Below are 16,299 nucleotides of genomic sequence, written 5' to 3' on the forward strand. Positions count from 1 at the left end.
TAGAATAGCGGCCCAATTTTTCAGGGGGCTGCGGAGTGCCAAAGCTCTCCGGGCCAGCCAAGCACACAGAGGCAGCGCATCCATGTTTAATCGTGAAATGAAAATCGCCGGCTTTGACGACGAACTCTGGAACGCCATGCAGGCGGAAGAGAAGCGCCAGGAAGCTCACATCGAGCTGATCGCATCCGAGAACTATACCAGCCCTCGGGTGATGGAAGCCCAGGGCAGCGTGCTGACCAACAAGTACGCGGAAGGCTATCCGGGCAAGCGCTATTACGGCGGCTGCGAGTTCGTGGATATTGCCGAAGATCTGGCGATTGAGCGTGCCAAGGAGCTGTTTGGTGCTGCCTACGCTAACGTGCAGCCGCATTCCGGTTCCCAAGCCAACTCTGCTGTCTTCATGGCCCTGCTCAAGCCCGGTGACACTGTTCTTGGTATGAGCCTTGCCCACGGTGGTCACCTCACCCACGGGGCTAGCGTGAACTTTTCCGGCAAGATCTACCACGCCGTGCAGTACGGCCTGAACCCGGAAACCGGCCTGATCGATTACGACGAAGTGGAAGCGCTGGCTGTTGAGCACAAGCCGAAAATGATCATTGCCGGCTTCTCCGCGTATTCACAGGAGCTGGATTTTGCCCGTTTTCGCGAGATTGCGGACAAGGTTGGTGCCTACCTGTTTGTGGACATGGCCCACGTAGCTGGTCTTGTTGCCGCTGGCGTTTATCCGGATCCCGTTCCCCACGCTCACGTGGTTGCAACCACGACGCACAAGACTCTGCGCGGTCCCCGTGGTGGTCTGATCCTGGCCTGCGACGACGCCGATCTGCAGAAAAAACTGAACTCTGCTGTCTTCCCGGGTGGCCAGGGCGGTCCGTTGATGCACGTGATTGCCGCCAAGGCCGTGTGCTTCAAGGAAGCCATGAGCGATGAGTTCAAGGCCTACCAGCAGCAGGTTGTGAAGAACGCTTCTGCCATGGCCCAGGTTTTTGTGGATCGCGGGTACGACGTGGTTTCCGGTGGCACGAAGAATCACCTGTTCCTGGTCAGCCTGATCAAGCAGGACATTACCGGTAAAGATGCTGATGCGGCGCTGGGTCGTGCTCACATTACCGTGAACAAGAACGCGGTTCCCAATGATCCCAGGTCACCGTTCGTCACTTCCGGTCTGCGTATTGGCACCCCGGCGATCACAACCCGCGGATTCGGTGAGTCCGAGTGTCGTGATCTGGCCGGCTGGATCTGCGATATCCTCGATAACCTGGACGACGAGGCGGTCAACAGCCGTGTTCGCGAGCAGGTCGGTGCGCTTTGCGCCCGTTTCCCCGTCTACGGCTGATCGTTTTATAGCTAGACTACAGGCATGACCCGCCGGGCCGACATGTTGGCCCGGCTTCCTCTTCGGAGTTCCTGATTATGCATTGTCCCTTCTGTGGTGAAGCAGATACCAAGGTGATCGACTCCCGGCTGGTGGCCGAGGGTGATCAGGTGCGTCGCCGCAGGGAATGCCTGTCCTGTCGGGAGCGGTTTACGACCTTTGAGTCCGCCGAACTGGTGATGCCACGGGTGGTCAAGCAGGATGGCACCCGGCAGCCATTTGATGAGGAAAAGCTGCGCGCGGGTCTGATGAAAGCGCTCGAGAAGCGGCCAGTAAGCATTGAACAGATTGATGCGGCCCTGAATCGTATCAAATACCGTCTCCGCGCGATGGGCGAACGGGAAGTAAAATCCATGCAGCTGGGCGAGGAGGTCATGACTGAATTGCGCCAGTTGGACAAAGTTGCCTATGTCCGCTTCGCTTCGGTGTATCGCAGCTTCCAGGATATCAACGAGTTCAAGGAAGAAATCGAGAGGTTATCGGCAAGCAATGGCGAGGCAGCTGTTGATGTCGCCAAAGCACTGGCGGATAACCACGCCCCGAAAGGCAAGGCATGATCGAGAACCGCGACAGGGCCATGATGGCACGGGCTGTCCAGCTTGCCTGGCGCGGTCGGTACTCCACTCATCCTAATCCCAGAGTTGGCTGTGTCATTGCCCGGGGAGATCTGGTGCTTGGTGAGGGCTGGCATGAGCGTGCCGGAGAGGCCCACGCCGAAACTCGCGCTCTGAGTCAGGCAGGCACTGACGCCCGAGGCGCGACAGCGTACGTAACACTGGAGCCCTGCAGCCATTTCGGTCGCACGCCGCCCTGTGCCAGAGCGCTGATCGATGCCGGGATTGCTCATGTGTACGCCGCAACCAAGGATCCGAATCCGTCGGTGTCAGGTCGTGGGCTGGACATGCTCAGGGAAGCGGGTGTCCGGGTTACCGAAGGTTTGCTGGCGGAAGAAGCTGCGCGCTTGAATCCGGGTTTCATGAAGCGGATGAACACCGGGCGGCCCTGGGTGCGCCTGAAAATGGCCGCGAGCCTTGATGGCCGTACTGCGATGGCTTCCGGTGAGAGCCAGTGGATAACCGGTACAGAGGCCCGTCGCGACGTTCAGCGCTTGAGAGCGATCAGTGATGCGATTCTGACAGGTGTGGGTACGGTGCTGGCCGACGACCCGTCCCTGACAGTCCGGCGCGAAGACCTGGGGGATATTGGCGACGCGACGGAACCGTCCAGGCAGCCACTTCGGGTGATTGCAGACCGGGATGCGCGCACGCCGTGTTCGGCGAAGATCCTTCATGGCGGTAACGTCCAGGTGTTCTGTGCGTCATCAACACTGGCGACCGCGCCGGCACAGGATCTGGCGGCGCTGGGCATCAGTCTTACCGGCGTTGCCTGGAAGGACAACGGCATCGACCTGGCTGAGCTGCTGGATTCGCTAGGCGAGCTTGGTATCAACGAACTGCTGGTTGAAGCGGGGCCCACTCTGGCTGGCACATTTATCAGCGAAAACCTGGTCGATGAACTCTGGCTCTATCAGGCGCCGGTTTTCCTCGGCAGCACGGGGCGTCCGACCGCACACCTGCCGCTGGAGACCATGGCAGATAAAGTACAATGGAAAGTTCTGGACCGACGTCAGGTAGGTGAGGATCAGCGTTTGATCCTGGCCCGCCAGTAATCCATAAACTCAGGACGTTCTGCAAGCCAACACTTGCCGGAACGCCGCAAGGGTGCAAAACCATATGGCACTGAACAGCATTGAAGACATCATTGAAGATATCCGTCAGGGCAAAATGGTCATACTGATGGATGACGAGGATCGCGAGAATGAGGGCGATCTCGTGATGGCTGCTGAGCATTGCACGGCCGAGGCCATCAATTTTATGGCCCGTTTTGGGCGCGGCCTGATCTGTATGCCCATGACCCGGAACCGCTGCGAACAATTGGGTTTGCCGCTGATGGTCCAGCAGAACGCCTCCGGTTTCGGGACCAAGTTTACCCTTTCCATCGAAGCCGCAGAGGGCGTGACGACTGGTATCTCAGCGGCAGATCGGGCTCGCACGGTTCAGGCAGCGGTGGCCCGAAATGCCAAGGCCAGTGATCTGGTCCAGCCTGGCCATATTTTCCCGTTGATGTCTGATCCCGGCGGCGTGCTTAGCCGTGCGGGGCACACGGAAGCATCCTGTGACCTTGCGGCACTGGCCGGTTGCGAGCCGGCGGGTGTGATCTGCGAGATTATGAATGACGACGGCTCCATGGCCCGCCGGGAAGATCTGGAGCGGTTTGCCGAAGAGCACGATCTGAAGATCGGCACGATTGCCGACCTGATTCATTACCGCACCATGAACGAGCGCACTGTAGAGTGTGTGGAAGAGAACGACCTGGATACCGAGTACGGCGTCTTCAAGCTTCGAACCTATAGAGACAACATCCAGGGAGCCACTCATCTGGCCATGTTGATGGGGGATATTTCTCCTGACGAGCCAGCGTTTGTTCGTGTTCACATCACCGATACCCTGCGGGATCTTCTGGGCGCCCGCCGCAAGGACTCCCGTAGCTGGCCTCTGCACCACGCCCTGGAGAAAGTAGCGGAGGAAGGCAAGGGTGTGGTTGTTCTCCTGAACAGCGCCGAGGACAGCTACAACCTGGAAGACCGGATACAGGAATTCTTTGATGAGGGTAAGGGTTCCTCCGGCAAGGGCAGCTCGGGCGTCTACTTCACAGTAGGCACCGGTTCCCAGATTCTCCGGGATATCGGTGTTGGAAAGATGCGTCTTTTGAGTCCGCCGATCAAATTCTCGGCGATCTCCGGTTTTGATCTGGAAGTTGTTGAATACGTTCCCTATACCCCTGAATGATTAACCCGGTCGTGGCCTCGAAGCCGCGACACGTGAAGGAGCCATCAATGGCAGATATCAGAGTAATTGAAGGTGATTTTACCGAGTGCAGCGGACGTTATGCGCTGGTCGTGGGCCGTTTTAACGGCTTTGTTGTGGAAAGCCTGGTTGAGGGTGCACTGGACACCCTGCGTCGTCACGGCATTTCCGATGCGGATGTCACCATTGTGCGTGTTCCGGGGGCTTATGAAATGCCGCTGGCCGTCAAGCGCGTTGCAGAAACCAATGATTATGATGCGATTATCGCCCTGGGTGCGGTCATCCGTGGTGGCACGCCCCATTTCGAGTACGTTGCTGGCGAGGCCTCCAGTGGGCTCGGCGCAGTCAGTCTTGATACCGATGTGCCGGTAACTTTCGGGGTGCTGACGGTGGATTCCATCGAACAGGCCATCGAGCGTTCCGGAACCAAGGCTGGTAACAAGGGTGCGGAAGCCGCGATCACTGCCCTTGAAATGGTCAGTCTGTTCAAGAAGCTGGGTGAGTAATGAGCGAAACTGAAGGTACATCACCGCAGCCGGCTGCGTCCGGCCAACCAAAAGCCGGTGATCGACGCCGTGCCAGGGCCCTTGCTATGCAGGGGCTCTATCAGCGTCATTTCAGCAAAACGGCGATTTCTGACATTGAAGCCGAGTTCATGGTCGACAATGACATGAGCAAGGTCGATCTGCTGTATTTCCGTGATCTGCTTCGCGGTGTGCATCGCGAACAGGGCGAACTGGACAAGCTGATCGAGCCTTTCCTTGATCGTCCTATCAACGAGGTTGACCCGGTGGAACTGGCGATTGTTCGTCTGGGAGCCTATGAGCTCAAGCATCGGCTTGATGTGCCCTACAAGGTGGTGATCAACGAAGGCATTGAAATGGCCAAGCGCTTCGGTGGCACCGAGGGCCATAAATTCGTCAACAGCATCCTCGACAAGCTCAGCGGCCGACTCCGCCTTGCCGAGACTCGCGCCCGCTAGGCGATGGGCGAGTTCGAGCTGATCCGGCGCTTCTTTTTGCCGCTCGGCGAGCGGCAGGAATCCGGGTCTCTGATGCTGGGGCCTGGGGATGATTGCGCGATTCAGCGGATTCCCGCTGGCCGGGATCTTGTCTTTTCCGTGGATGCTCTCGTGGAGGGTGTCCATTTTCCCCGAAATTATCGCCCGGATTACCTGGGTTGGCGTGCTCTCGCTGTCGCAGCCAGTGATCTTGCTGCCATGGGCGCCGACCCGGAGAGCTTCACGCTTGCGCTGACGCTGCCAGCCGTGGATGAGCAGTGGCTTGAAGATTTCTCTGCCGGGTTGAGACGAGCCAGCGAGGCGTTCGGTCTCCAATTGGCTGGCGGGGATACAACCTCCGGGCCGCTCACTCTGAGCCTGCAGGTGCATGGCACTGTAGAGCAGGGGGGCGGGGTCCGACGCTCAGGCGCCCGTGCGGGGGATCTGATTGCCGTGTCGGGCACCCTGGGTAACGCGGGGGCTGCCCTCGACTATCTCTCTGAACCTGCCCCTTCTGCTGACATCCTCGCAGTGCTTGAGCATTACCATAGGCCCTGGCCAAGGCTAGATCTGGCAGGGGAGGTGCGCCGGTATGCCAGCGCCGCGATTGATATCTCCGACGGTTTGTTGGCTGATCTCGGCCATATTCTTGCCGCATCGAGGGTCGGTGCCCGGATCGCGAGTGATCGAGTACCTCTTTCGGCCGCGCTCTCGCGGCTCAAAGGTAGCAAGGCCCTAAACTACGCGTTGCGTTCGGGGGACGATTACGAACTCTGCGTCTGTTTTGCCCCGGAAAGCTGGGAGTCTGCACCGGAATCACTGAAGAGCCAGCTTACCGTGATTGGGGCCGTTACTGCCGAGCCGGGCCTGTACCTCGATGGCGTTGATTGCGGTCTGGAAGCGGTGCCAGCGGGGTATGACCATTTCAGGAGTAAATCATGAGTCAGGAAGGTCAAGCTCCGGAGCCCGAGGCGCCGGCAGTGATATTGCCACCCGGTTTTTTGCGAAACCCCGTGCACCTTTTGGCCTTTGGGTTTGGCAGCGGCGCAACCGCGAGGGCACCCGGTACATGGGGGAGTCTGGCAGCCATACCACTCTGGTACGGTTTCGCCTGGTTACCGCCGGTGGGTTATTGGCTGGTGATCCTGGTTGCGTTTATCGTAGGTATCTGGCTTTGCGGAAAGACGGCCCAAGACCTGAAGGTTCATGACCATGGCGGTATTGTCTGGGATGAATTCGTCGGGATGTGGATTGCTCTGGGACTGTTTCCCGACAATATTTACGGGGTTCTGGGCGCCTTCGCTCTGTTCCGGCTCTTCGACATCGCCAAACCCTGGCCCATAAACTGGCTGGACCAGCACCTGCCGGGCGGGCTGGGAATTATGGTCGACGACGTGATCGCCGGTTTAATGGCCCTGGCCTGCCTGTGGGCAGTGGACGTGTGGCTCGTTCCCGTAATGGTCTAGCGAGCCAGCACTGACCCCGTCAGTGAAGCTGCTGCTCTTCCGGCAACAGCCGGACAACGTGCAGAAACCGCTTCAGGCCTGTCTCCGCTCGCTCCCGGGAAGCAAACGGGCCACTATCAAACCCCTCCCGGGTAGTGAAGTACCATTTGCTCCCTACGCAGAAGAATCGACTGCTGCGAAAGGGAACCGGCCCTTCTTCTCCGGTCCTGCGTTGGGTGTCCATGGCATCTCCTGTACTGCCCGCTTTTCGCTCTTGCTTTTCGGGCGCCGCGTTAATATCTGCCGATCTGTTTAAAATTAACCCAATTCAGGGCGAATTCAACATTTTTTTACAATTTTACGGGTTGCGTCTCACTCGGGATCATCAGTGAAAAATCCAGAATGCGATGGTAAAGCCCGCCGTTGTCTTGCCCTTGTCAGATGCACTCGTCAGAATGCTAAAAAACTGGCGCCAGCCTGATGTTATATCCATCCTCATGCCAAGGAGACTTAATGAACATTTCTTATCTGATCCGTGTTTTCCAATCCACAGGACAGCGCTGTCGTCGAGGCGTAACTTGTTTGCGTGCCGGGCTGGCTGCCGTGCTCGTAGTGTCTCTGGTGGGATGTGCTTCCAGTGTCAGCGTCGTTGAAACCTGGGAAGGCAATCCTGCGGCCGCGTCTAACGCCGCTACTTTGCAAACACCCGGTGAAATCCGCGTGACCCGGGTGAACGGTCGCGTCATGACCAACTTCCTGATGGATGACCTGGCCCTAGACTACGCCTTGCTTCCAGGCGAAAACGAGGTTGTGTTTGTCTACAAGACTATCTGGGCGAAAAGCACTGTGGTCAGAAACGGGGAATCGAAAGTTCACGTGATTGAGAGCGAGCCCCAGGTTGCTCGCTTCGAGGCCGCAGCCGGTGAGACTTATCGGTTCAAGTTCGATCAGCCGGAGTCACGCCAGGAAGCTGAAGAAGAAATGCCGGAATTTTCCGCCCAGATTGTCTCTTCGGCGGGAGCAGCCGTGGCGACTTCCACCGTTTGGGATCCGAAAGAGCAGATGACAACCTCCCGTACGCCGATCCCGGCGTCTACTTCCGAGATCGCTCCTGCAAACGGCGACAATGCACTTGAACAGCTCAAATCCATTTGGGAAACAGCGAGTGACGAGGAAAAGAAGGCGTTTCTTCGTTGGGCCTTCGAATAATCGAATCCTTGCCTGAACGTTTCCGGGCCTGCCTGTTCAGGCCCGGAAGCGTTTAAAGGCCTTCTTCAGAAGTCCCTCCATCGCGTTCATCGCATCATCCGCCAGGGTCTGTGTTGGCGAGGCGGCAATGGGCTCTTTGGCATCCTCGGCCCCGAGCTGTTGCATGGCCGATTCGATGGCGCTGAGGCTTTCAGCCACGTGAGCTTGCAGGGACTCCCCATGTGCCACCACGTCTGGACAGCTGGTGAAATTGAGGGTCAGTCTTCCTTCATAGCTTACCGCAACAATAACCAGTCCCATGCTGTCGAACAGCGGCGCCGTGTTGTACTGCTGAACCAGTCGTGCGCCCTGTAGGTAAAGTGGCACCTGCGGCCCCGGAACGTTGGTGATGGGGAGGTTGAATACTGGCTGGTAGCGCTGGGCAATCTGCAATTCCGAGTAAAGTCTCGCTGATAGTGCCAGCATGGTGGATGGCAGGAGCTCCGTAAGCCGATCCGCGGCAATGGCCTCCCGGTAAGGTTCGGAGGCAACCGCATTCCAGTGAATCCGTCGAATCCGGTGGGCAGGATTGGTTTCATTGGTTGCCAGATCCAGCAGCATGGCGGACATCTGGTTCCCGGTTGCCCGGCGCAAACTGTTGGAACGCACCGAAATCGGTGTCATTGCCACCAGTGACTTTTCGGCGTTGGCGCCTTCGCTGATCAGATAGCGTTTCAGGGCTTCGGCACACAAACCCAGAACAACATCGTTCAGGGTTACATCACCGAGGAATGCTTTGATCGCTTTCAATCTGGAAAGCTCCACGCTGGCCGAAACGATCTGTCGGTTTGCTGTAATCTGGCGGTTGAAGGGGCTGTGTGGGGCCGAGAACAGCGGCAAAGGTAGCGGTAGTTTGCGCAGTTGTTTCTGGATCAGACCGCGGGCTGTGGCCTCGGCGGCGTTGAAGGCCAGAGAGGTGAATTGCAGAGGTGTTCGTATGATGTTCGCGCCGGCCTGCAGTACTACACGCTCTTCGGACGGTTCAGGTCTCGGCTGCCAGGGCCGCGGCGGAGCGATCGGGCTGGGCTGGGGGGTGTACTCAAGAAGCTTGCCGATTATTTCTTCGCCGCTGAAGGCGTCAATGGCGGCGTGATGCAGTTTGACGATCAGTGCAAAGCCTTCGCTGCCGGTGTTTTCATCGTCCAGTTTGAAGCCGTCTACGAAGGTGATGTGCCAGAGGGGGCGATCCCTCTTTAAGGGCTCTTCCAGAATCCGGGAGGCCAGGGTCATCAAGCTTGCCTTACGGCCATGTTCGCCCAGATTGACGTAGGCAAGGTGGCGTTCAATGCTGAAATCCGGGTCGTCAATCCAGTAAGGCCGGCCCAGGCGAAAGGGAATCTCTTTCAGGCGCTGACGAAATACCGGCACGACATGCAGGCGGCTTCTAAGGTAAGCGACAAAGGTACTGAAGGCCAGTGGCTTTTCCCGCTCGCTGGCATCGAAGAGATAGATGCCGCCGATGTGCATCGGTGTTGTTTCCGATTCCAGGTACAGGAAAGAGGCATCCAGTTCCGACAGTTGCCGCATCAGAGAGCTCCCTTCGGCGTTGGTTTCAGCTGCAGTATAAACGAAGTGTGCTGGCAAGCGGTTGACTCATTTGCCTGACTTTATTCCAAGTTTAAGTCATATCATTTTCTTTATTTTCAGCCTGTTAGCCAGTTTCCGATGGCGCCATTCGCGCTGAGCCGCTCCCAGAACCACATCAAAGCCTTGCCCTGATCCTCGGCATGCCTGGCTATATGGAGCGTTATCGGTTGGCGTGATTCCTGGACCTCTTTGATGATCAGTTTCCCTTCTTCCAGCTCTTTACTGATTCTTGCCCTCGGTAACCAACCCACGCCAAGACCGGCCACCTGAATGGCGATCTTCTGATCAATGTTGGCGACGGTCAGGGTCCGTTGCCTGTGAAATATGCCGGCATGTCCCGGTGGTAATGAACGTGAAGTGTCTGCCGCCACGGCTGCGGGAAAACGGGAGATGTCTTCCTCGGAAAGCGGCGTGTCGGCATCAGCCAGGGGATGATCCGTGGCAACCGCAAAGACAAAGGGCATGTCTCCCAGCGGCTTTGTAGTGTAGTTTCCGGCAGGCTTGCTGAAATTATCGGCACCAATGATCAGGTCCACTCTTCGGCTTTGTAGCGCATCCCAGGTGCCGGCGAAAACCTCCTCCACGATTTGCACATCCACCGGCACGCCCAGCTCATAGAATTCCTGGATTGTCGGAAACAGGCATTCTGCTGGCAGCAGCGAGTTGAAACCGATTCGTAGACGCGTTTCCCAGCCTTGGGCGACCTGGCGGGTGGTGTGAGCCAGGTTTTCTGCCGCTTCCAGGAGGGTGCGGCCCTCCTCCAGAAGGTATCGGCCGGCCGGCGTCAGTCGAGCGCGATGTCCGGTGCGGTCGTAGATGGCCACGTTCAGGTCTTCTTCCAGTTTCTGCACGGTGTAGCTGATGGCGGAGGGAACCCGGAACAGTTCGTTAGCGGCCCCGGCGAAACTGCCTTTGCGGTCAATGGCGTCAAGGACTTTGAGGGCGTCTATGGTGATGGCTGTATGCATGTTCGAATTATCTGAGGTTGTTGGCCAGAAATGCTTGTTTGAGAGCGTAGCAGGGTCCCCGGTATTCTGCCCGTATTGATTTCATCATGTTCAGGAATTTTAACGGGAGGGCTATATGGGCCTGCTGATTGATGGCAAATGGCACGACAAGTGGTATGACACCGACAAGACCGGTGGCAAATTTGAACGGGAGGCGGCCCGCTTCCGTAACTGGGTGACCGCCGACGGCTCGCCGGGGCCGGAAGGCGAGGGTGGCTTCAAGGCCGAGTCCGGTCGTTATCACCTGTATGTATCGATGGCCTGTCCCTGGGCACATCGCACATTGATCTTCCGAAAGCTCAAGGGGCTGGAAAAGCACATTTCAGTTTCCGTGGTGCACCCGGACATGGTGGAAAACGGCTGGGAGTTTCGGCCGGACAGCGAGCAGCATCGGGATCATCTGCATGACTTCCGCTTCATGCACCAGGTTTATACCAAGGCGGCCCCAGAGTATACCGGGCGGGTGACGGTGCCAACGCTGTGGGACAAAAAGAAGCAGACAATTGCGAGCAATGAATCCGCCGAGATTATCCGCATGTTTAATTCGGCGTTTGATGGTCTCGAAGATGTTCGCGCTGACTTGGATTTCTACCCCAGGGAGTTACAAGGGGAGATTGATGAGGTAAATACCCGGGTGTATGACACGGTTAACAATGGCGTTTACAAGGCGGGCTTTGCTACAGCGCAGGATAAATACGAGGAAGCCTACAACGCGTTGTTCGATTCCCTCGACTGGCTTGAAGAGCGATTGTCTGGAAAACGGTATCTCGTGGGTGGCCGTTTAACGGAGGCAGACTGGCGTCTGTTCACTACGTTGATCCGGTTCGATGCGGTGTATTACAGCCACTTCAAGTGTAACCGACAGCGTATCAGTGATTTCCCGGCGCTTTCTGCCTACGTTCGGGATCTCTACCAGGTGCCGGGTGTGGCGGAGACTGTCGATATCGATCAGATCAAACGCCATTACTATGTGAGCCAGAGAACCATCAACCCGACTCAGATCGTGCCGGTCGGGCCGAAACTGGACTTCGATTCACCTCACGGTCGTGAGTCGCTCAGCTAACCCTGGCAACGGCGACTTCGGTCAGCAGTTCCATGGCCATTTTATGGCCGGAGTCGGGTAGGGATTGAAGGCAGGCTTTCGCCAGGTCTGCCTGCTCCCGGGCCTTGCTCATGGTGTATTCGATGGCGCCTGAGCGCTCAACGATCTCGAGGATGCGTGGCAGATTGTCCAGGCCGCCCTTGCGAATCGCCTGGCGGATCAACTGCCGCTCATCCTCTGTTCCATGGGCCATGGCGTGGATCAGCGGCAAGGTCGTTTTGCCTTCCGCCAGATCGTCGCCAACGTTTTTGCCCATGGCTTCGGCGTCGCCCCGGTAATCCAGGACATCGTCGACTAGCTGGAACGCCAGGCCCAGGTACTTGCCGTAGTTTTTCAGGCTTAGTTCCTGCTCGTCACTGGCCTCGGCAAGCAACGCGCCGGTGTGAGAGGCGGCTTCGAACAGCATGGCGGTCTTGTTGTGGATGACCTTCATGTACTGCTCTTCGGTCAGATCCGGGTTTTTCACGTTCATTAGCTGCATGACCTCGCCTTCGGCGATTACCGCCGTGGCGTGGGACAATACGTCCATAATTCGCAGGCTTTTTAGCTCCACCATCATCTCGAACGCCCGGGCATAGAGGAAATCACCTACCAGTACACTTGGCGCGTTGCCCCAGCGGGCGTTGGCGGTGCTCCGGCCCCGGCGCATGTCCGAGGTGTCCACCACATCGTCGTGCAGCAGGGTGGCGGTGTGCAGGAATTCAATCACGGCGGCAAGTTTCAAATGATCGTCTTTATTGTAGCCGGCGGCCTGGCTGGAAAGCAGAACCAGTAATGGTCTCAGGCGCTTACCGCCGCTTTCGATGATGTACTGGGCTATTTTCTCTACCAGAGGAACATCGGAGGAAAGCCGCTGGATGATCAGGTCATTAACGCGGCTGAAGTCGTCGGCCACGGTGTCGTAAATGCGCTGGGCTGTCATGCGGCTTTTGGATCCCTTGCTGGTGTTATCGCCGTTGCGATCATTGATATTAAAGGCAGGTCGCGGCAATGCTAGGTATTGCCGAAGGTAGTGTCAACTTGGCTTGTGTTGAGGTGCGTCTTTTCGTACAATCACGCGCCCAACTCATCCCAACCTGCGCTCCCTGCTATAGGGTCGCCAGAGCGCCTCCCTTAGAACCAGGTGGATAAGAGCAGGGATGGGTCAATCGTGGAGAGCGAGTGAATGTACGCAGTTATTGTTAGCGGTGGTAAGCAGCACCGTGTAAAAGAAGGCGAAACCCTGAAGCTGGAAAAGCTGGAAGTTGAAACCGGTGGCAACGTTGAGTTTGATCGCGTTCTGCTGATCGCCGACGGTGACAAGGTTCAGGTAGGCGCGCCGGTAGTTGATGGTGCCAAAGTGACTGCAGAAGTGGTTAGCCACGGCCGTCACGACAAGGTTCAGATCATCAAGTTCCGTCGTCGTAAGCATCACATGAAGCGTCAGGGCCACCGTCAGTGGTTTACTGAAGTCAAGATCACGGGTATCAAGGGCTGAGGCTCTCGAATTACCCCTTAAATAAGGAGGCTGGTAATGGCTCATAAAAAGGCAGCAGGTAGTACCCGTAACGGTCGCGATTCCGAGTCGAAACGACTTGGTGTGAAGCGCTTTGGCGGCGAGACTGTATCTGCAGGCAGCATCATCATCCGTCAGCGTGGCACCCGTTTCCACGCTGGTAGCAATGTTGGCATTGGTAAGGACCACACCCTGTTTGCGAAAGCAGACGGCCAGGTGAAGTTCGAAACCAAAGGCCCGCAGAGCCGCAAGTTCGTGAGCATCGTTCCGGCTGCGTAAGCAGCGGCGATCCGGTTCTGTCGAACCTTGGGTGGCGCTGATATCCTGATATCATCAGGGAATCATAGCCATCCGGAGCCCCGCAAAGCTTCCTAGAGGCTGCGGGGCTTTTTAGTTTATGCGCATGGCGCAAAGGGTTGATTCATGAAATTCGTAGACGAAGCCACCATCATTGTGGAAGCCGGCAAGGGCGGTCACGGCTGTCTGAGCTTTCGACGTGAAAAATACGTTCCCAAGGGTGGCCCCGACGGTGGCGACGGGGGCGATGGTGGTTCCGTATATCTGGAAGCCGAGGAGTCGCTGAACACGCTGATCGACTATCGGTTCCAGCGCAAGCACAAGGCCCAGAATGGTGAGCCGGGCGCCGGTCGTAACTGCACTGGCAACAAGGGTCAGGATCTGGTTTTGCCGGTTCCCGTTGGTACCACGGTTGTTGATATGGATACCCATGAGGTCCTGGGGGATCTGACTTACGCCGGCCAGCGCCTTAAGGTGGCTCAGGGCGGGTTTCATGGTCTTGGCAACACCCGCTTCAAATCCTCAGTGAATCGCGCCCCCCGCCAGACTACCAAAGGCTCTGAGGGCGAGCTGCGTAACCTGAGGCTGGAGCTGAAAGTGCTGGCAGACGTGGGTTTGCTGGGCATGCCCAATGCCGGCAAGTCCACCTTTATCCGTTCGGTGTCGGCAGCCCGCCCGAAGGTTGCGGATTATCCCTTTACCACGCTGGTACCCAATCTTGGTGTGGTTAGCGTGCAGGCGCACCAGAGTTTCGTGATTGCCGATATTCCGGGTCTGATTGAAGGTGCCGCCGAAGGTGCCGGCCTGGGTATCCGCTTCCTGAAGCATCTCGTGCGCACCCGGCTACTGCTGCACCTTGTGGATGTGGCACCGTACGATGGCTCGTCGCCCGCCGATGCGGTTAGAGCGATCGAGCATGAGCTTGAGAAGTTCAGCGAAACTCTGGCCAACCGTCCGAGATGGCTCGTGCTGAACAAGGTCGACATGGTGGCAGAAGAGGATCGCGATGCTCACTGTCAGGCCATTGTTGATGAGCTCGGATGGGAAGGGCCGGTTTTCTGGATCTCTGCGCTCAGTGGCGAGGGCACCAAGTCTCTGGCTCAGGCCGTTATGCGCTGGATCGAAGAGCAGGCTGAGGAAGAGGCCCAGAATCCGGAATTTGCCGAGCGGGAAGCCGAGCGGCGCCGGCAGATGGACGACGAAGCTCGCGCCCGTATTGAGGCCGAGCGCAAGGCACGCCGCGCGGCCCGCGAAGAGGACGATGACGACGACTTTGACGACGATGATTATGACGTCGAAGTGGTCTACGCCCCGGAGTAAACGAAGGACTGATACCAGAGAGATCGCTCAAGCACCATGACTGAACGCCTACAGCTGCGCCAGGCCCGACGCCTGGTTATCAAGATCGGAAGCGCCTTGCTGACCAACGATGGCCGTGGCCTGGATGTGGCGGCCCTGGGTTTGTGGGTGGATCAAATTGCAGAGCTGATTGAAGACGGCGTGGAGGTGGTGATTGTTTCCTCTGGTTCCGTCGCGGAAGGGATGAGTCGTCTGGGCTGGACGGTTCGGCCCGAGCAGCTTCATGAGCTTCAAGCCGCTGCAGCTGTTGGTCAGATGGGGCTGGTGCAGACGTGGGAAGCCCAGTTCAAGCGGCACGACATCCATACTGCGCAGATTTTGCTGACCCATGATGATCTGTCGGACCGTAAGCGATATCTGAACGGCCGAGGCACACTGCGCGCCTTGCTGAACTTTGGTGTAGTGCCAATCGTCAATGAAAACGATACCGTTGTTACCGATGAGATTCGGTTTGGCGACAACGACACCCTTGGGGCGCTGGTTGCCAATCTGATTGAGGCGGACGGCCTGATTATCCTGACCGACCAGCTGGGTCTGTTTGACAAGGATCCGAGGAAGCATTCGGACGCCCGCCTGGTGACGGAGCGGCGGGCCGAAGACCGCGAACTGGACGCCATGGCCGGTGGTGGCGCTGGAGTTCTAGGTCGCGGTGGCATGCAGACCAAGTTGCGGGCGGCACGGCTTGCGGCAAGGTCCGGGGCTTTTACTGTGATCGTCGGTGGCCGAATCGAGGGTGTGATTGGCCGGTTGAGGCAGGGCGATGTAATCGGCACCTTGTTGTTGCCGGAGCAGGGCCGGATTGCTGCCCGAAAGCAGTGGCTCGCCAGTCATCTGCAGACCCGGGGCAGGCTGACGCTGGATGATGGTGCTGTGAAAGTGCTCTGTCTGGGAGGTCGCAGCCTTCTGCCGGTTGGGGTCAAGGGCGTGGTCGGGCAGTTTCGGCGTGGGGAGATGGTGTCCTGCTTCGATCAGAGTGGCCGTGAAATCGCCCGGGGACTGGTGAACTACGATGCCGATGAAGCCAGGGCCATTGCGGGCCGGTCCAGTGACCGGATTACCGAGATTCTGGGTTATATGTCAGGCGAGGAGATGATCCATCGGGACAATCTGGTGATTGTTTAAGCGTAATAATCGCTAACCCATAAAAAAACCGGCCGTTTGGCCGGTTTTTTGTACCTGCATCGAGCGAATCAGGCGCTCTTCAGTGCCTTGATCTTGGCGCTCAGGCGGCTCTTATGGCGAGCAACCTTGTTCTTCGCGAAGATGCCTTTGTTGACCATGCTGTCCAGAATCGGCTGAGCCTGCTGGAAAGCGGCCTGGGCTTCTTCGTAGTTGCCGGCTTCGATCTTGGACTGGATCTTTTTCATGTAAGTACGAGCCATTGAACGCAGGCTGGCATTGTGCTTGCGGTTCTTCTCGTTCTGACGTGCGCGCTTCTTGGCTTGCGGGGAATTTGCCACCGTAAAACTCCTGAAAATCTCAAATTCGTTGCTGAATGATTCGTTACATCGCGGGCG

At 57.6% G+C, this 16,299-nt stretch carries 19 protein-coding genes; 14 read left to right on the forward strand and 5 right to left on the reverse strand.

The window, feature by feature from the left end:
* Nucleotides 1-82: 82 nt before the first annotated feature.
* From glyA to NUW46_RS03955, 8 genes are all read left to right on the forward strand, one after another.
* Nucleotides 83-1,336 carry a serine hydroxymethyltransferase gene (gene glyA / locus NUW46_RS03920; RefSeq protein ID WP_069185163.1) on the forward strand — a complete coding sequence of 418 codons (1,254 nt, stop codon included), beginning with the start codon at nt 83-85 and terminating at the stop codon, nt 1,334-1,336.
* Nucleotides 1,337-1,413: 77 nt separating this feature from the next.
* Complete coding sequence (nrdR, locus tag NUW46_RS03925; RefSeq protein WP_418141412.1) at nt 1,414-1,932, forward strand: transcriptional regulator NrdR; 519 nt, start codon at nt 1,414-1,416, stop codon at nt 1,930-1,932.
* A complete protein-coding gene (ribD, locus tag NUW46_RS03930) occupies nt 1,929-3,044 on the forward strand; it encodes a bifunctional diaminohydroxyphosphoribosylaminopyrimidine deaminase/5-amino-6-(5-phosphoribosylamino)uracil reductase RibD (protein WP_153634759.1) in 1,116 nt (371 codons plus the stop codon). The genes nrdR and ribD overlap by 4 nt, the downstream gene beginning before the upstream one ends.
* Before the next feature lie 64 nt (nt 3,045-3,108).
* On the forward strand, nt 3,109-4,224 hold the full coding sequence (gene ribBA, locus NUW46_RS03935; protein ID WP_069185165.1) for a bifunctional 3,4-dihydroxy-2-butanone-4-phosphate synthase/GTP cyclohydrolase II: 1,116 nt from the start codon (nt 3,109-3,111) through the stop codon (nt 4,222-4,224).
* Between the two features lie 47 nt (nt 4,225-4,271).
* The gene (ribE, locus tag NUW46_RS03940) at nt 4,272-4,748 is read left to right on the forward strand and encodes a 6,7-dimethyl-8-ribityllumazine synthase (RefSeq protein ID WP_069185166.1); all 477 of its coding nucleotides are present in this window, start codon (nt 4,272-4,274) and stop codon (nt 4,746-4,748) included.
* Nucleotides 4,748-5,224 (forward strand): transcription antitermination factor NusB, encoded by a 477-nt coding sequence (gene nusB / locus NUW46_RS03945; protein WP_069185167.1) that lies wholly within the window; start codon nt 4,748-4,750, stop codon nt 5,222-5,224. The genes ribE and nusB overlap by 1 nt, the downstream gene beginning before the upstream one ends.
* A gap of 3 nt (nt 5,225-5,227) precedes the next feature.
* Nucleotides 5,228-6,184: a thiamine-phosphate kinase gene (gene thiL, locus NUW46_RS03950; RefSeq protein WP_418141413.1), complete on the forward strand. Its 957-nt coding sequence runs from the start codon at nt 5,228-5,230 to the stop codon at nt 6,182-6,184.
* Entirely contained in the window at nt 6,181-6,708 is a 528-nt protein-coding gene (locus NUW46_RS03955; protein ID WP_153634757.1) for a phosphatidylglycerophosphatase A, read from the forward strand. The genes thiL and NUW46_RS03955 overlap by 4 nt, the downstream gene beginning before the upstream one ends.
* 19 nt (nt 6,709-6,727) lie before the next feature.
* Here NUW46_RS03955 and NUW46_RS03960 read toward each other — a convergent pair whose 3' ends face one another.
* Nucleotides 6,728-6,931 (reverse strand): DUF6316 family protein, encoded by a 204-nt coding sequence (locus NUW46_RS03960; RefSeq protein ID WP_069185170.1) that lies wholly within the window; start codon nt 6,929-6,931, stop codon nt 6,728-6,730.
* A 269-nt stretch (nt 6,932-7,200) separates the two neighbouring features.
* Here NUW46_RS03960 and NUW46_RS03965 point away from each other — a divergent pair, with 269 nt between their 5' ends.
* On the forward strand, nt 7,201-7,896 hold the full coding sequence (locus NUW46_RS03965) for a DUF2057 family protein (RefSeq protein ID WP_209398932.1): 696 nt from the start codon (nt 7,201-7,203) through the stop codon (nt 7,894-7,896).
* 36 nt (nt 7,897-7,932) lie between these two features.
* Here NUW46_RS03965 and NUW46_RS03970 read toward each other — a convergent pair whose 3' ends face one another.
* Both NUW46_RS03970 and NUW46_RS03975 read right to left on the reverse strand, forming a co-directional pair.
* Nucleotides 7,933-9,462: a WS/DGAT/MGAT family O-acyltransferase gene (locus NUW46_RS03970; RefSeq protein WP_069185171.1), complete on the reverse strand. Its 1,530-nt coding sequence runs from the start codon at nt 9,460-9,462 to the stop codon at nt 7,933-7,935.
* Between the two features lie 116 nt (nt 9,463-9,578).
* On the reverse strand, nt 9,579-10,490 hold the full coding sequence (locus NUW46_RS03975; protein ID WP_153634754.1) for a LysR family transcriptional regulator: 912 nt from the start codon (nt 10,488-10,490) through the stop codon (nt 9,579-9,581).
* Between the two features lie 115 nt (nt 10,491-10,605).
* On the opposite strand from NUW46_RS03975, the gene NUW46_RS03980 reads away from it, so the two are divergent.
* A complete protein-coding gene (locus NUW46_RS03980) occupies nt 10,606-11,592 on the forward strand; it encodes a glutathione S-transferase family protein (RefSeq protein ID WP_153634753.1) in 987 nt (328 codons plus the stop codon).
* Here NUW46_RS03980 and ispB read toward each other — a convergent pair.
* Nucleotides 11,585-12,553, reverse strand: a complete 969-nt coding sequence (gene ispB / locus NUW46_RS03985; RefSeq protein WP_412537138.1) for an octaprenyl diphosphate synthase — start codon at nt 12,551-12,553, stop codon at nt 11,585-11,587. The genes NUW46_RS03980 and ispB overlap by 8 nt on opposite strands.
* A gap of 243 nt (nt 12,554-12,796) precedes the next feature.
* Between ispB and rplU the strand changes: the two genes are divergently transcribed.
* The 4 genes from rplU to proB all read left to right on the forward strand — a co-directional run bounded on the left by rplU (nt 12,797) and on the right by proB (nt 15,904).
* A complete protein-coding gene (gene rplU / locus NUW46_RS03990; protein ID WP_008170744.1) occupies nt 12,797-13,108 on the forward strand; it encodes a 50S ribosomal protein L21 in 312 nt (103 codons plus the stop codon).
* A gap of 36 nt (nt 13,109-13,144) precedes the next feature.
* Nucleotides 13,145-13,405 (forward strand): 50S ribosomal protein L27, encoded by a 261-nt coding sequence (gene rpmA, locus NUW46_RS03995; RefSeq protein WP_008170742.1) that lies wholly within the window; start codon nt 13,145-13,147, stop codon nt 13,403-13,405.
* A 144-nt stretch (nt 13,406-13,549) separates the two neighbouring features.
* Entirely contained in the window at nt 13,550-14,743 is a 1,194-nt protein-coding gene (cgtA, locus tag NUW46_RS04000; RefSeq protein ID WP_069185175.1) for an Obg family GTPase CgtA, read from the forward strand.
* A gap of 36 nt (nt 14,744-14,779) precedes the next feature.
* Nucleotides 14,780-15,904, forward strand: coding sequence for a glutamate 5-kinase (gene proB, locus NUW46_RS04005; RefSeq protein WP_418141414.1), 1,125 nt, complete (start codon nt 14,780-14,782; stop codon nt 15,902-15,904).
* Nucleotides 15,905-15,972: 68 nt separating this feature from the next.
* Here the strand turns inward: proB and rpsT are convergent, their stop codons facing one another.
* A complete protein-coding gene (gene rpsT / locus NUW46_RS04010) occupies nt 15,973-16,242 on the reverse strand; it encodes a 30S ribosomal protein S20 (protein WP_222466572.1) in 270 nt (89 codons plus the stop codon).
* Between the last annotated feature and the right edge of the window lie 57 nt (nt 16,243-16,299).

It is taken from the genome of Marinobacter sp. MA (assembly GCF_048298425.1).
Taxonomy (GTDB): domain Bacteria; phylum Pseudomonadota; class Gammaproteobacteria; order Pseudomonadales; family Oleiphilaceae; genus Marinobacter; species Marinobacter salsuginis.